The sequence below is a fragment of the Crocosphaera sp. genome, from assembly GCF_030064895.1.
In the GTDB taxonomy this organism is placed as follows: domain Bacteria; phylum Cyanobacteriota; class Cyanobacteriia; order Cyanobacteriales; family Microcystaceae; genus Crocosphaera.
This window is the reverse complement of record NZ_JASJEB010000065.1, coordinates 1-15677: the sequence shown is the minus strand read 5'-3', so window position 1 is coordinate 15677 and position 15677 is coordinate 1. Positions and strand designations below refer to the sequence as shown.

12 protein-coding genes and 1 tRNA gene are annotated in these 15677 nt (G+C 37.0%); 9 read left to right on the top strand and 4 right to left on the bottom strand.

All coding sequences use genetic code 11. The features are described from left to right. Positions 1-205 precede the first annotated feature (205 nt). Both QNJ66_RS15365 and QNJ66_RS15360 read left to right on the top strand, forming a co-directional pair. Positions 206-1432: a transposase gene (locus tag QNJ66_RS15365; RefSeq protein ID WP_300508410.1), complete on the top strand. Its 1227-nt coding sequence runs from the start codon at positions 206-208 to the stop codon at positions 1430-1432. Between the two features lie 144 nt (positions 1433-1576). Continuing rightward, entirely contained in the window at positions 1577-2545 is a 969-nt protein-coding gene (locus QNJ66_RS15360; RefSeq protein WP_300508409.1) for a DnaJ C-terminal domain-containing protein, read from the top strand. Between the two features lie 2 nt (positions 2546-2547). On the opposite strand, the gene QNJ66_RS15355 is transcribed toward QNJ66_RS15360, so the two are convergent. From QNJ66_RS15355 to QNJ66_RS15340, 4 genes are all read right to left on the bottom strand, one after another. Beyond that, positions 2548-4557 (bottom strand): lipoxygenase family protein, encoded by a 2010-nt coding sequence (locus tag QNJ66_RS15355; protein WP_300508407.1) that lies wholly within the window; start codon positions 4555-4557, stop codon positions 2548-2550. 83 nt (positions 4558-4640) lie between these two features. Next, positions 4641-6368 (bottom strand): cytochrome P450, encoded by a 1728-nt coding sequence (locus QNJ66_RS15350; protein WP_300508406.1) that lies wholly within the window; start codon positions 6366-6368, stop codon positions 4641-4643. Between the two features lie 148 nt (positions 6369-6516). Then, complete coding sequence (locus QNJ66_RS15345; RefSeq protein ID WP_300508404.1) at positions 6517-7527, bottom strand: DUF2235 domain-containing protein; 1011 nt, start codon at positions 7525-7527, stop codon at positions 6517-6519. A 170-nt stretch (positions 7528-7697) separates the two neighbouring features. Further along, positions 7698-9176 (bottom strand): transposase, encoded by a 1479-nt coding sequence (locus QNJ66_RS15340; protein WP_300508402.1) that lies wholly within the window; start codon positions 9174-9176, stop codon positions 7698-7700. 250 nt (positions 9177-9426) lie between these two features. On the opposite strand from QNJ66_RS15340, the gene QNJ66_RS15335 reads away from it, so the two are divergent. The 7 genes from QNJ66_RS15335 to QNJ66_RS15305 all read left to right on the top strand — a co-directional run bounded on the left by QNJ66_RS15335 (position 9427) and on the right by QNJ66_RS15305 (position 15547). Further along, entirely contained in the window at positions 9427-10434 is a 1008-nt protein-coding gene (locus tag QNJ66_RS15335; RefSeq protein ID WP_300508400.1) for a DMT family transporter, read from the top strand. 21 nt (positions 10435-10455) lie between these two features. Then, positions 10456-10710, top strand: coding sequence for a TIGR03643 family protein (locus tag QNJ66_RS15330; RefSeq protein WP_300508398.1), 255 nt, complete (start codon positions 10456-10458; stop codon positions 10708-10710). A 31-nt stretch (positions 10711-10741) separates the two neighbouring features. Then, positions 10742-11224, top strand: coding sequence for a thiol-disulfide oxidoreductase DCC family protein (locus QNJ66_RS15325; RefSeq protein WP_300508396.1), 483 nt, complete (start codon positions 10742-10744; stop codon positions 11222-11224). A gap of 938 nt (positions 11225-12162) precedes the next feature. Beyond that, positions 12163-12921 (top strand): hypothetical protein, encoded by a 759-nt coding sequence (locus QNJ66_RS15320; protein ID WP_300508394.1) that lies wholly within the window; start codon positions 12163-12165, stop codon positions 12919-12921. Positions 12922-13237: 316 nt separating this feature from the next. Then, complete coding sequence (locus QNJ66_RS15315) at positions 13238-14716, top strand: BCD family MFS transporter (RefSeq protein ID WP_300508393.1); 1479 nt, start codon at positions 13238-13240, stop codon at positions 14714-14716. Between the two features lie 39 nt (positions 14717-14755). Beyond that, on the top strand, positions 14756-15433 hold the full coding sequence (locus QNJ66_RS15310) for a uracil-DNA glycosylase family protein (protein ID WP_300508391.1): 678 nt from the start codon (positions 14756-14758) through the stop codon (positions 15431-15433). Positions 15434-15474: 41 nt separating this feature from the next. Beyond that, a tRNA-Arg gene (locus QNJ66_RS15305) sits at positions 15475-15547 on the top strand. Positions 15548-15677: the final 130 nt, after the last annotated feature.

The following is a 15677-nucleotide window of genomic DNA, read 5'->3' as shown; positions in this document are numbered from 1 at the left end:
ATAGTCATATATAGTCAAATCAGGATAAATATGTTCAGTTATTTTGTACTTAACTACAGCCTCCTTGACAAAAATTAATGACTCTGCTGGTACCTTTAATGGTACAATGAAACCTACTCTGAAATCCAGGGGACTCCCTCTTTCTCCTAAATTAATCAATCACTTGTGTGCTTGGTAATTAAACAACATTTTTACTCTTTAACTTATGAGATTAGTTGAGAGACATATTATTAAAAAAAATCATCGGTTTTATCCTGAGATTGACCGACTATGTTTCTTGTCTAAAAATCTCTATAACTATGCTAATTATTTAGTTCGTCAGTCTTTTATATTTGAAAACACTTATCGTAACTATCATGACATTCAGAAAACCCTGCAATCTCAATTAGACTATAAAGCTATGCCAGCTAAAGTATCTCAACAAACTTTGATGATACTTCACAGAAACTGGATAAGTTTCAAGGAGTCTAATTTAGCTTACAAAGAAACACCATCAAAATTTAAAGGCCGTCCTCGTATCCCTGGATATAAACACAAAGTCAAGGGTAGAAATGTGGTGGTTTATACAGGGCAAGCTATCAGCAAAAAACAACTTAAACAAGGGATCATTCATCCCAGTCAGACTGCAATTTACCTGAAAACCAAGGTAGAAACTTCAAAAATCAAACAAGTTCGTCTTGTTCCTAGACTTAACCATTATGTAATTGAGGTCATTTATGAAGCAGATAAAAAACAATACGAGTTAGAGGAAAATAGTTACGCTAGTATTGATATAGGTTTAAACAATTTAGCTACATTAACTTTCAATCAAGCCGGGATTAAACCGCTCTTGATAAATGGCAGACCGTTAAAATCCATCAATCAATACTATAACAAAGTTAAAAGCGACTTACAATCTCTTTTGAAAGAAAATAAATCAAGCCAGAAACTAAAAAAACTTTGTAATAAAAGAGAATTCAAGATCAATGATTATCTCCACAAAGCATCTCGTTTGATTATTGATACTCTCATTCATCAAAAAATAGGAACTCTGATTATTGGTCACAATACTGACTGGAAACAGAAGATTAACTTAGGGAAAAGAAATAACCAAAATTTTGTATCTATTCCCTATAATAAGCTCATAGAAATGTTATGTTATAAAGCAGAGATGGTGGGAATAAAGGTAATTATTACCGAAGAATCTTATACATCTAAAGCTTCATTTCTGGATAATGACCCGCTCCCTGTTTATCAGAAAGGTCAAAAAAATCAAGTAACTTTTTCTGGGAAAAGAGTAAATAGAGGTTTGTATCGCACTGGCAAAAGAAAATTAATCAATGCCGATGTCAACGGTTCGTTGAACATTATGAGAAAAGCAGTCCCAAATGCTTTTGGCGATGGGATAGAGGGCGTTGTAGTTCACCCAGTCAGGGTAATACCGGCAAAATAAGGATATGTCTTATGTGACTATATTTTTATGAACTATGGGAAGTCAAACAATTTTCATGTTTAATCTATGTAAATGAAAATTGCTACGATAGAGATTATCATTGATATAAGGGAAAATTTTTTTTAGGATAATCCCACAGGAGATATGGACTACAAAGATTACTATGCTACCTTAGGCATCAATAAAAATGCCAGCGCAGATGAGATCAAAAAAGCCTTCCGCAAATTAGCGGTTAAATATCATCCTGACAGAAACCCTGATGACAAACAAGCTGAAGAACGTTTCAAAGAGATCAGCGAAGCGTATGAAGTGTTATCTGATTCCGAAAAACGCAAGAAATATGACCAGTTTGGCCAATATTGGAAACAAGCAGGTCAAAGCACTTGGCCCGGTGCCGGTGCTAACGTAGATATGGGGAACTTTGATTTTAGTCAGTATGGTAACTTTGAAGAATTTATCAATGAATTATTAGGAAAGTTTTCTACCCCAGGTGGACAGAGAACCGGAAGTTATGGTTATGGTAGTCCAGGAACAGGTTATGGTGGATATAGTGGTGGTTATGGTAATCAAACCCCTGCCCCGAACCGAGAAGCAAGCTTAAAACTGACTTTTTCTGAGGCGTTCCGTGGGGTTCAAAAACGCATTAATTTAGGTAATGAGATCATTGATGTGCGAATTCCAGCAGGGGCAAAAAATGGTAGTCGTATACGTATTCGAGGGAAAGGGGGAAGTAGTCCTTATAGTCAAAATAGAGGAGACTTGTATCTGAATGTGGAACTGACTCCCCATAACTTTTTTACCTTTGAAGAGAATAACTTGGTGTGTGAAGTACCTATAACCCCTGATGAAGCGGTATTAGGGACTACCATAGACGTACCCACACCTGATGGTATTGTAACGGTTAAAGTTCCCCCTGGAATTCGTTCTGGCCAGTCCTTAAGGTTACGAGGGAAAGGATGGGTTAACCAGAAAAAAGGGAGAGGGGATCAACTGGTTAAAATTACCATTGATACCCCTCAAAATCTTACTGAAACAGAACGAACCTATTATGAGAAAATTCGTGATAGTCGCAGTTATGAACCCCGTAAACATTTAAAAGAAATTCGCTTGTAAACTTAAATATTGATCAAGGCTCTGATGTTACCAATATCGTAGTTTAAATCAGCAAACTGATCTTTGTAACTTGACAAAGTGGTTCTGAATTCTTCGGGTATATCGTCATCCTCATTTTTGAGAATATAGCCATATTTAATAGCAGTCAGAACATTGACCATATAGACAACATTGGTAGCTTCTAAAATAGGGGGAGCAATATTAGGATCATCCTCACTACCAAAACTACCATTACGGAGGGCTAAGGAACTGTAGAAAATTTCCCCTCCTTCATCTGCTTGAGAATCATTAACCCAAGAATGCCATAAGGTAATGTGATAAATCACATAACGACATAATTCTTTTAAGTTTTGAATATCTGTCTCGTTGGGTTCATCTGATGTGGTGATTGCTCGTGTTGCCTTTACAGTACCATTAACCGTTGTTCTGGGAATATCTGGCTTATCAAGCTCATTGTTATCATACCAATCATAATCAGGATCTGGGGCAGAGTCAGAGGGTTGATGGGGTTCATAGGCAACACTATGTTCAACTATATCATCAGAAAAACGATGAATTTCTACCCATTCTTTGAGGATATCTTCTTGATAATCTTCAAAAAATTCATCAATATAGTCTGTTAATACCTGCCAATAAAGATTAGCAATTTTTGCAAAAGTATGGGCTTCACAAAGAGGTTGACGGGGTTTCCAACCTTTCCAATCAAAGGTTCCCATACTTTCTTTACAAATTTGTACCACTGAACCAGGGGTTAAAGGTCCATTGGTAGTGACTAAACCAACTGTGGGGGATACTAACACTTCATCGGCTCGTTGATTAATATTAACCAAATTTTTAATATGAGGGGTTAATAGTAAACGAATGGGACTATTGCGTAAGTTACGAAAAGCAGCAATGGTATATTGTTCCATTTGTAAATGAGCTTTAATATAATGCTCAATCATTTCTGCTGCAAAGAAACTATTGGTACGATAAATACGTTTCGCTTGCTCCCATTTTTCTCCATCATTGGGAGTATAAGTAACCGCATCTTTTAAGGGAGAATGGGGCGCAATAGAATCAGGATAACGACTTTTAATTTTAATAGCAGTGGGAACTAAATTATTCCCTTGCAATTCAAAAAAGGCTTCCACATTATTAAGATCGTGGTCATCATCTTTTTCGTAGTCATCCCAATTAAATTCTGTTTTGAAGAGATTAGGATTGGTTTTATTTCGCTTCAACAAACGGGGGTTCATCCCATTAAGAACCCGTGACACAAAATATTCATCACTACGACTGTAACCTGGGGTTTCTTGGTCTAATTTAATAGTTAAATTAGGGGGATAAGCAGCTTGAATTTCTGATAACGTCAGTTCATTGGGGTTAAGGGTATGAGTAATGACATGCTTGGTTTTAATAGGAACTAAAGCACCGGCAGCATCGTAACCTTGTAGTGTTCGTCCCACTGAATAATCATCGGGGGTTCCTTCTAACTCACTGAAAAAGAGGCGAGCAAAATGACTATCGGGTTTATAAATCCAATAGGGGACGCTACAAGTTCCAAAATCATATTCTTTTTGCTTGACATTATCAGGTCCTTTAATAATATAAGCAATACGATAAGCAGGAACTGGTTCATTATCCTGATCAAAACTAATTTTACTGTCCAGTAATCTTAATTCTAAATCTGGGGTGTCGAAAAACCCTGCTTGAGAAGGATCGTAATAAATTTCAAAGTTACCATTTTTGTCGCTTATTCCTGTTCCTAAATAATCCCCTGGACGACCAATATCTCTGTCCCATAATTCGATGACCATGTTGTGTAAGGATTTATTGGTATCGGTAAAGACTAATTTTCCAGTTACTTTACGTAATTTATCAAGAGGTTTATCAAATTTTGGTTCCTGACGTTGAACAATGCTTTTTTTAGCTCGCTTTTTAACTTTCTTGTCACCGATGGCACTATCGGCAACTTTAATACCAAGAACTTGTTTAAATTCACCCAGAATTTTGTTGATTTTATCTGACATGATTGTGACTCCTTGTGAATGGATTAAATAGTTTAAACTCAGGTCAACTTTAAGAAGAGACTAAAATGGGAAAAACGATAATTTTACTCGTCATAGGCAACTACAAAACTGGTGGGGATATACCCTTGATATTGAACTTTGCCTTCTTCACCAGGCAACAATCTTAACCCTGGTCGTAACATGATTTGTTTGACTACTTCAGGAACCACAACTCCTGCAATATGTTCTCCTAAACAAGTATGACTACCATAACCAAAGTGCATATAGTTATAGTTAGGACGGTCAATAGAAAACTGCTCAGGATTTTTGACGACGTTTTCATCAAACATAGCTGAACCAGCACTGGCTAAAACAACACTGCCACGGGGAATGACCGTCTCTCTGGGGGTTCCGGCAGCTAGAGTGTAATCAGCTTCACAAAAACGTACTAAAAAGACAGTAAAGGGGTTTAAACGCAGTGCCTCCCATACATATTTATCAAAGGTCTTGTCATCATTCGCTTTCGCTGCCTCTAAGGCTTTTTGATAAATTTCAGGACGGTTCAGCAGTTGTTCAAGTATCTGAGTAATAATTTGAGCCGTAGTTTCAATGCTACCAACTAGCAAAACAATCATGTTGTTAATGACTTCGGTTTTATTAAAAGAAACATCATCAGCAAATTTTGTCGTTGCTAACCGTGCAAAAACGTCTGCGGGGGCAGTACTGGTGGATTTTTCCCCTTTCTTTTGTTTGAAAAGTTTCTTCAAATAAGCACGCATCTCATGGCCAGATTGCACAGAACTTTCGTGGATTTTGGGGTCATTGGTCAAATTTCTAAACATATCGTCTTGGGTTGTTTTTGCCCAACGATACATGGTATCTAAATCTGGTCCTGGAAACCCAAAATAATCTCCACAAAGTTTAATGGCTACCAGTTTTCCTAAACCATTGAAAACCTCAATTTTACCAGTTGCTGCTGATTGATTTAGGGTTGCTTTAGCAAGTTCCCCTGCCATTTGCCTAACCCGTGGTAAATCTTCCAATTGCAACATGGTTCTCAGAACAGACTTATCTCGCCAGTTATGTTCTGAGTTATCTCTTGCCAACATACAAGGTCCAAAAACGGGGTCCATTTTTGGAGCAAACAGTCTCACTGAAAAGTATTCTGAGCGAGACAAAACTTCTTGAACATCGGGAAATAAACTAACTAGGGTAAATTTGGGAGTGATAAAAATAGGACGATTTGCCCTCAATTCTTTAAATAAGCCTGTCCAATCGGTCCAAACCCCTTTATTAACCAGATTAACCTTGTCAGCAACCTTTTCAGCAGGAATACTATCATAGGTGTCTAGATAGGAGAAGGGAATATAATTAACAGTCCACTGGGCGTAGGGAGCATTCTTGGGATCGTCTATATGAATAGTAACAGTATCAGCATAGGCGGAACTAGGGGAGCAATCTCGACATCGCGATACATACTTCCCTGTGTCTGCTTTTAAAGCATATTTGCCATTTTCTAAACGTTCAGGGGTAAACTGCGCCCACGGTAAAGAAGGATCATCTACATGAACAGTAACAAAGTCGGGATAAGCCCCACCCACTATACAACCGTTACATCGGGCGACATACTTCCCGGTATCTGCTTTGAGGGCAATTTTACCGTTACCCACATCAACCACTTCAAAGTGGGCATAGGGATGATTGGCAACGGGACTGTCAATATGAACAGTAATGGTATCAGGATTGTTGCCCACCGTTTGCTGACAGTTATTACACCGAGAAAACCATTTTCCTGTGTCCGCTTGTAAGGCTATTTTTAGTCCTTTTAGCATTTTCAATGTGACTCCTTTTGAGAAGAAAATTTGGTGTTGAAAACATTTTCATAGCTCAATTTTGTAAAATTTTGCTATGAATTTTTTCCAGATTTTGCGGTTGCTTTATTCATTGATGATTGATTAAATTAGGACTAGGAAAACATCCTTATTTAATAATCTTGTCAATAAATTTTTCGATATTTTTTGGTCGATAATCGCCAATATCTTTGACTCGGTTAATGGTACTCTCATGGAGATCATCTAGGGAATCTCCCACCTCACGCAGCTTAATTCCTGCCAGTTTAAAGAATCCTGGATTATTATCGAAGCTACATTGACAACTGGTTTGTATTCCTGTGGGAATGGCATCAACGTTAAACTCTAAGCCTAATCCGAGATCCCCAATGGAATCAATCATCCATTTTAAGGCCGCATCAGAGAGTCCTCGGGTAGTTTCAGTCCCGCCACCAACACAACCATGATTCCCCGGGAACCACTTTTGTAGTAGTCGTTGATTTTTGGCGTGGATGTTTGTACTCATGAGAGTGACATCGAATACTTCTCTAATTTCATCGATCGCCACAGCGTGTATAGCATTTTGGACATCTCGGTTTAAGGTTGTGTCATAAAAAGCATAACGGCGACTTAACCAGGGTTTAAACATTTTAAACAGAGGTAAAACAGGGATTCCTAAAGACCCTACGGTATCAAAACAACCGATTAGGGTAATGGGAACGCGATCGCCATGAATTTTTCGATATTCAACCGCTTGGTTATCCGCAGGATTAATGTCTCGGTTACGATAGAGTTCATAAGCTTCTGCTGCATCGGTCACATTAGGACGGTTTGCCAGCCCTGAACAGTGAATCATACCGGCTAGACTTCTAACAGTATAAGCCCCCCGACTAAATCCAAACATATAGATTTCGTCTCCTGGGACATAGTTGAGACAGAGAAAGCGATAACCATCTTGGATATTGCGATCTATCCCAACGCCGGCTGCACCTCCTGACAGTTTTTGAGTTTCGGTGCCGATCCCTGCATCATAGAAAACGATCTGTTCTGTTCCGTCATCGGCAGTCTGTTTGATGCCTTGAGTTAGTTTAACTACATTACTGGGATAGGAACTTTCCAAATCTTGCCAAGTCCCATCACAGCAAACAATCAGCCGTTTCATGATTACCTTGTCCTAATCTAGATTTACTTCAGGTTCTTCGATATTGTATTAGGAATAGCGTGATAATCATGCCATGAAGTCGCAAAATTAAAAAATCTTATCTTTAATGTGGAGAACTAACTTTTCTCCATATTGAAGAACCCCAACTTACTTCGTTCAAGTTGGGGATTCTAACAGGAAATCGCTTCCCCATTCACCCACTCAAACAATTTTAATTGTTGAGGGTTCCCAGGCTCAGCCTCCAACGAGACTGATATCTCCCTTCTTGATTCAGTCGCTCCTGGGGGAAACCCCCAAGACCGCGCTGAATCGCTATTTTTAGAACCTGTCAATTCAGGTTTGGGCGTAACTTTCTGAGGGACCCTCAGTAGCTTGGATTGACTAATTCCAAGAGTTTTAAGTCCTTTAATGCCGACATTAACAGAAGCTTGAACGTCGGCATCAGCCAAAAAACCGCAATTAAGACACAAAAAACGCTCTTTATTGCGGTTTTCTTTTTGAATGTGTCCGCAATGCGAACATTTTTGCGAGGTAAACTTAGGGTTAACCTTTAAACAAATAGAGCCAAACTTCGCAGCTACAGACTCGATTTTTTCCGTAAGATTTCCCCAGGAACAGTCTCTAATTAACCGATTTAATGCTCTTTTTGCTGATTGACCATTCTTCAGAAATTTGCCGTTCTCATCTTGTTTAGCACGACATTTTTTAATCATGCCTTGAATGTTCAAATCTTCTAAGACAATTACATCAGCTAAACGAACAAGGTGGTGAGCGATTTTCCATTGATAATCCTCTCTTTGGTTAACTATTTTTTGGTCAAGACGGGCTAATTTAGCGTAGGCTTTTTTCTGGTTAGATGAACCCCTCTTTTTACGAGATGCTCTACGCTGCCTGATAGTTTTTCTTTTGGATAGTCGCTTCTCAAATTGAGGATTTTCTATCAACTCTCCATTGCTCAAAGCGACTAATTTCTTAATACCTAAATCTATACCAACCCCTGTCTTGATCTGTTCCAAGTCTTTCGGCTTTGACTGAGGAATATCTTTACTTTCTATTCTAATGGAAATATACCAACCATCAGCTTTTTGACGAACTGTTACAGTCTTTAACTGAAATCCATCAGGAATATTTCGAGACTTAAAAAATCTCATCCAACCGATAGAAGGAAGATAAATTTTGTTGCCCTCTAATTTAACTTGATTGGGAGCATAGCTAAAACTCTTAAACCTTTGACGAGTTTTAAACTTTGGATATCCTCTGCCATCAAAGAAGTTTTCAAAAGCCGTTTTAAGTCGTCTCAAATTCTGCTGTAGCACAGTAGAATGAATGCTTTTGTACCAGGGTCTAGCTTGTTTTAAAAAGGGCAATTCAGAGGACTGCATCTCATAGGCATTACGTTTTTTACCTGATTTTTTGAATGCTTCTCCTAATTGTGATTTATTAGAAATCGAACAGGTTAAGGGACAACAAGTAGATTTTGTTTTTAAGTCAGAATAGTTGCCTAGTTTTGGAGATTTAACTTGCTCATACGCTTCAATCCTGTCTCTCAAGCAGAAATTGTAATGACTTCTGAGCATTAACAGCCAGTTAGTCATTATTATCTCTTGAGACGAGTTAACCCTCAATTTGCAGTTATAAGCTAAAATCATCTTTAATTGGATTCTTTGAATCAAGAATCTAGTTAACAATTAGTTTTTTTTATTATAGTGGCTAATCTCAAGAATTGCCACTATTTTTTCTATATGGATTCCCTTCGGTCAATTTATTTACTGGTCGCCATTCATCCCCAACTTTTTGAGAAGATGGGGATGAATGGCGACATCAGGATAAAACCATCCTTAATAAAACTAAACAATTCGTTAAGATATAATCAATCAACTCATTAAATATATTTCTTTTATGAACCTAACTCAGAATCGGTCTAGTTCCCTCAATTCTTGGTTATTGCTGGTTGCTCCATTTTTCCTTTGGGGGACGGCTATGGTCGCCATGAAAGGGGTTTTAACACAAACTACCCCATTTTTTATGGCTGGAATTCGTTTAGTTCCTGCGGGCATCCTCGTGTTACTGGTGGCATGGTGGTTAAAACGAGAGCAACCACGGGGAATTAAGGCTTGGTTCTGGATTAGTATTTTTGCTCTGTTAGATGGGGCAATGTTCCAAGGATTTTTGGCTGCTGGTTTAACAAGAACGGGGGCAGGTTTAGGATCGGTTATTATTGATTCACAACCCATAGCAGTAGCATTACTATCTCGTTGGTTATTTGCTGAAATTATCGGATTTTGGGGTAGTATTGGTTTAGCTTTTGGTGTTTTTGGTATTGCTTTAATTGGATTACCACAAGAGTGGTTTAATAGCTTATTTTTTGCTCAAAGTTTTTCTATAAATTTGCATAGTTTAGACTTATTAAATAGTGGAGAGTTACTAATGTTATTAGCCTCTCTTTCTATGGCTGCCGGAACGGTTTGTATTCGTTATGTTAGTCGTTATACTGATCCTGTTGTTGCTACTGGTTGGCACATGATCTTAGGGGGAATTCCTTTGTTTTTTATTTCAGGAATTTGGGAGTCAAATCAGTGGAGTGGAATTGATGTACAAGGTTGGCTATCTTTAGGATATTCTACTATTTTTGGAAGTGCGATCGCTTATGGAATCTTTTTCTATTTAGCCTCAAAGGGAAATTTAACCAGTTTAAGTTCTTTAACTTTTTTAACTCCTGTTTTTGCTTTGAGTTTTGCTAATTTATTTTTCAATGAAGTTTTAACAACTTGGCAATGGGTTGGGGTAAGTTTGACTTTAGTTAGCATTTATCTGATTAACCAACGAGAAATTATTGAAAAACAGTTTCATTCTTTTCGTAGCAAATTTTTGTTGTTTTCTAAACGAACAACTGGCAAACTTTCATAAACTATTCGGGAGGCTATATTTATGAGTAAAATATCTGAACTTGACTCAGAAATTATTGACCGTGTTATTGAAATGGCCTGGGAAGATAGAACACCTTTTGCTGCCATTGAATTACAATATGGTCTTTCAGAAAAAGAGGTAATTGCTTTGATGCGAAGGGAGATGAAGTCTTCAAGTTTTAAAATGTGGCGCAAACGAGTTTCAGGACGAAAAACTAAGCATCTTCGTCAAAGAAATTTCTTAGTTGGTCGTTTTAAATCCGCTAATCAAAATTAATTTTTTAAACACTTTTATAAACGCAAAAATCATGAAAAATTCTACACAAAAAGAAAATCAAAAAGTTCTAGAATCATCTTGGAAAGTTAAGTTACTTTATGATGGAGATTGTCCTTTATGTATGAGAGAGGTACGATTTTTACAGAAAAAAGATGCAGGAAGAGGTCTAGTAAAATTAGTTGATATTGCTGATAATAATTATAATCCTGATGACCATTCTGGGATTGATTATGAAACAGCAATGGGAAGAATTCACGCTATTTCATCCAACGGAACAATTTTGACAGATATTGAAGCATTTCGTTATGTTTATGAAGTTCTGGGAATGGGTTGGATTTATGCTATAACCAAAATTCCCGTAGTAGGAAAAATTGCTAATTGGGTGTATGGAATTTGGGCAAAGTTCAGACTTTCTCTAACAGGAAGACCTAATTTAGACACAATTATTGCTGAAAGAGAAGCTAATAAAAAATGTAACTCTAATACACCGATGAATTTTAAAACCTGTCGTTAGAAAACTAGCAAGGGAATAGAATTAAGACATTTTTTGTATTCTTTATTCCCTTATTGCTTTCAGCATAAAAACTAAAAATTTAGGATACTTGGAGTAATTTAAAAAATGTTGATAGAAGTACCCATCTATAAATTATCTCAATAATACTAACGTTTTAGATGGGAATAAGTACCTGGACAAAAATAAATGTTACTGTGAAGTGAGCGGGGGAGCAGGGAGCAAAGGGAGCAGGGAGAGGGATTACAGCTTATTTATATTTCTTAAGACAGTTCGTTTAGAATATTAATATCTTTAGTCTCAGTTTATGAAAATAATAACAAAAGTTTTAAGTCTTATATCTATTTTTTAACTGATAGTATTTAGCAGTAAAAAATGTAAAAAAATAGATATATTATCGTAACTTATTTATAAAATAAAAATCTTCTGTTGTAAATGGTTTAGGAAATTTTTTAGACTTAAATTCCCTTCTATTAACTATCAAAACTACTTTTATCTTTCTTCAAGCAATATCTTTGATTAGAGAATAATTATTTTGATCAAAACGTTAACTACTTTTATTAAATCTACAATATAAAGCTTTTTTAATTCACTTTGTATTTCTAAAATTAGAGTATTTTCTAATGGTTATCATGATTTTACATTAACTGAATATAATCTTGCTTTAATTCTGAGTAACTCTAAGTATATTTGAGATCCTTAACTATAATCCATAATGCTATGGTATTAAACAAAATAAATATTAGTTAATCTAAGTTTATTTATAGAAAAAATAGTTAATAAAAATGCGAGTAAATATCCTTATTAAAATAAAGAAAAATAACAATATAAAGAAATCATTAAAACTGTATAATGTGTTATATATTGCTGTGTAACTATTGACAGAAGTGAAAGACAAATATCTGTAAATTGCAGACATACATTCTTTAAAATTTCTATCAATGACAAATACAATTAGTTTCTTAGTTTCTAATTTTGTAAAAACCCTATCTTTATCAGCATCTTTGACATTATTATTGAATAATAATCAGTTAGCAAAGAGCATGACTTTTGTTGATACATTAGAAGATATTGGAGTTAATGGAACAGTAGTGAACTCTCGGACTATTGGTGATGTTGAGGTAAATATTTCTACTAGAAATAACCGTGATATATTCGCTAAAACATATTTTGATAATTCAACAATTGCTTTTGCTTTTGTAGGAGCAAATGGTCAATCTAACGCTCCTTTCAATCCTGCTAATGTATCTGGAAGTCATTTTATTTCAACTGTTCTCACAGGCGATGTTAATAGCTTTTTTGATCAAGTAAAGCCCATTACTTTTTCTTTTTCAGAGCCGATATTGGGATTTGGTTTGACAACAATTGATCTATTGGAACCAGGTGTAACATCTAATAACTTTTTAAGTTTGTCTGTTTTTGATGCTTCTAATAATCTAATTGACAGTCAAATACGGACAGGATCACAGGGATCTTCAGGAATTGATTTAGATTGGTTTGTATCCTCGGAAAATGCAAATATTGTAAGTGCAACTCTTAGTGGAAATATTAGTAATAGTGCTGGTTATGGAATAGATGATATTGTGGTTATTACTAATGATTCTGCGGAGTCAATCCCAGAATCATCAAATCTTTTTGGAATAGTTTTTATTGCCTTATTAGGATTAGCTTCTTGGACTTATTATCGCAGAGATAAATAGTTGATTGATACAGTTAAAATAGTTTAATAATAGTGTGAGCATCTTGCTCATCTGAGTTCGGAGTTAGGAGTTAGGAGTTCGGAGTTGGAATTTTATTAATGAAACAATTAGTGTTTGAAACTTCTGATTTTGATTAGTTGTCTATAAATTTCCTTATATCGAACTCAGTTTGCTCACTTGCTATCAAAATAGTAATCAATAGTAAGCAAAATACTTGCACTACCTCAACCTTGAATCTAGTTGCGATCGCGAATATTAGTTAAAATAATCTAGTGACTTGTGAATTGTAATATTCCCTTGAAAAATTAAGCCAAAAATGACCATTAACGATATTCCGGAAACAGCGAACCCTCAACCCCATAAACCCCTCCCGAAAATCAAGCTATTCACCATGTTTCGCTTAGGTTTATTCCAAATGGGACTAGGGATCATGTCTCTGTTAACATTAGGGGTGATCAACCGCATCATGATCGATGAACTAACGGTGTTACCCTGGATCGCAGCAACAGCGATCGCCATGTATCAGTTTGTCAGTCCGGCGCGGGTATGGTTTGGACAACTCTCCGACACTAAACCCATTAAAGGCTATCATCGCACAGGATATGTCTGGATAGGAGCTATTCTCTTCACTTCTCTAGCTTTTATTGCGCTACAAGTCGTTTGGCAACTAGGAAGCAGTATCCAAGCAACAGGATGGAGTTCGAGTAGTTATGCTTGGGCCATCTTATTAGGAGTGATTTTTGGCGGTTATGGTTTAGCCTTAAGTGTAAGTTCCACACCCTTTGCAGCTATGTTAGTGGATGTATCCGACGAAGATAACAGATCGCAGTTAATTGGTATTGTTTGGTCTATGTTAATGGTGGGTATTGTTGTAGGAGCGATCGTCAGTTCTCAATTACTCAATACCCCAGAAATTTGCGGTGATGCAATTTTATCCTACGACCCCACAGCAACAACAAAAATAGCCAATATTCCCACCTTAAAAGCAACAGTTAACCCTGTGTTTATCATTATGCCAGTAGTGGTCTTAATAATGTGTTTCTTGGCAACTTGGGGCGTAGAATCTCGTTATTCTCGGTTTGGGATGCGATCGCAAACAGTACAACGGGAAGATCAAATCGGTTTAAAAGACGCTTTAAATGTATTAACGGCCAGTCGTCAAACAGGACTCTTTTTTAGCTTTATTTTGATTCTAACCCTCAGTTTATTCATGCAAGACACAGTAATGGAACCCTACGGGGGTGAAGTATTCGGGATGTGCATCTCAGAAACTACTCAACTTAACGCCTTTTTTGGTACAGGAACCCTCTTCGGTATCGCTTCAACCGGTTTTTTAGTAGTTCCCCGTTTAGGAAAACAACGCACCACCAAACTAGGTTGTATTCTCGCTGTGGGTTGTTTTGTCCTCATCGTTTTAGCTGGTGCCATCCCTAGTCAAAGTTTACTAAAATCAGGATTACTGTTTTTTGGTTTAGCATCAGGAATGATTACAGCCGGAGCAACCAGTTTAATGTTAGATTTAACGGTGGCAGAAACCGCAGGAACCTTTATCGGTGCCTGGGGATTAGCTCAAGCGATCGCTAGAGGACTTTCTACAGTTTTGGGTGGTGTAGTTCTCAATTTTGGCAAAATGGTGTTTACTGTTCCTGTGTTAGCCTATGGCTTAGTGTTTATTATTCAAGGGTTCGGGATGATCTTGGCTATTTGGTTATTAGGAAAAGTCAATATTCAAGAATTCCGAGATAATGCTAAATCTGCTCTTTCTGTGGTTATAGAAGGGGAATTGGATGGATAAATTCAGTTATCATTTATCAGTTATCAGTTTTGAGGAGTGATGGACGAGATTCAAACTTTAGTCGCAAAAATTCGTCAAGAAGCAGAAAGAGAGGACTTTCCCATTGATCTTCCTATTTACGAAGGAGCCGGCAAAACCCCAACCCAACCCATACTTTATGCAGGAAATTTAGCAAGTAAAATCTGCTTTTTTGGCCGAGATTTAGGAAAGGATGAAGTTGCCCAAGGACAACCTTTAATCGGTTCAGCAGGTAAAATGGTTCGTAAGGGATTCTATAAGGGAATTTATCATCAAGAACCCTCTTCTCCCGAAGACTTACAATCTATTTGCGATCGCGCTTTACTCACCAATACCGTACCCTATAAACCCCCTGGAAATAAAGCTTATACTATCAAGGTAAAAGAGCGATTTCGTCCCTTTATGGCACAATTACTGGTGATATATTGGGGCGGAAATCAAATTGTTACCTTGGGGACAGAAGCGTTTAAATGGTTCGCCCCTTACGGGCCAAAAAAGAGACTTGAGGAATTTTGGCAACGAGGCGATCGCTACGAATCACAACTTCCCATAACCCTGGAAGCGGTTGATTTTCAGGGAACGAAACATCAGCGTCAAGTGTCCCTACTTCCCCTACCACATCCTTCCCCATTGAATAAACGATACTACGCTAAATTTCCTCAAATGTTACAACAACGTATAAATGAATTTGAGTTTTAGGCCAATTGGGTAAAAACAAGTTAAAATAGAGTTCGTGTCATGGGTGTGTAGCTCAATGGATAGAGCAACAGCCTTCTAAGCTGTCGGTTACAGGTTCGAGTCCTGTCACACCCGTCTATTAGAGACTGTTTGTAAAGAAAAGATAAAGAAATTAGGCGGCACAGATTTGTGGTTATAAAACTATGGAATAAGTTTTTATGACAGTTTTATGAAGAGACGTTCTTATCCGTCAGATATAACAGAT

Excerpts from the sequence above, each read along its gene's own strand:
- QNJ66_RS15365 (WP_300508410.1), top strand. The coding sequence starts at position 206 with ATGAGATTAGTTGAGAGACATATTATTAAAAAAAATCATCGGTTTTAT.
- QNJ66_RS15360 (WP_300508409.1), top strand. The coding sequence starts at position 1,577 with ATGGACTACAAAGATTACTATGCTACCTTAGGCATCAATAAAAATGCC.
- QNJ66_RS15355 (WP_300508407.1), bottom strand. The coding sequence starts at position 4,557 with ATGTCAGATAAAATCAACAAAATTCTGGGTGAATTTAAACAAGTTCTT.
- QNJ66_RS15350 (WP_300508406.1), bottom strand. The coding sequence starts at position 6,368 with ATGCTAAAAGGACTAAAAATAGCCTTACAAGCGGACACAGGAAAATGG.
- QNJ66_RS15345 (WP_300508404.1), bottom strand. The coding sequence starts at position 7,527 with ATGAAACGGCTGATTGTTTGCTGTGATGGGACTTGGCAAGATTTGGAA.
- QNJ66_RS15340 (WP_300508402.1), bottom strand. The coding sequence starts at position 9,176 with ATGATTTTAGCTTATAACTGCAAATTGAGGGTTAACTCGTCTCAAGAG.
- QNJ66_RS15335 (WP_300508400.1), top strand. The coding sequence starts at position 9,427 with ATGAACCTAACTCAGAATCGGTCTAGTTCCCTCAATTCTTGGTTATTG.
- QNJ66_RS15330 (WP_300508398.1), top strand. The coding sequence starts at position 10,456 with ATGAGTAAAATATCTGAACTTGACTCAGAAATTATTGACCGTGTTATT.
- QNJ66_RS15325 (WP_300508396.1), top strand. The coding sequence starts at position 10,742 with ATGAAAAATTCTACACAAAAAGAAAATCAAAAAGTTCTAGAATCATCT.
- QNJ66_RS15320 (WP_300508394.1), top strand. The coding sequence starts at position 12,163 with ATGACAAATACAATTAGTTTCTTAGTTTCTAATTTTGTAAAAACCCTA.
- QNJ66_RS15315 (WP_300508393.1), top strand. The coding sequence starts at position 13,238 with ATGACCATTAACGATATTCCGGAAACAGCGAACCCTCAACCCCATAAA.
- QNJ66_RS15310 (WP_300508391.1), top strand. The coding sequence starts at position 14,756 with ATGGACGAGATTCAAACTTTAGTCGCAAAAATTCGTCAAGAAGCAGAA.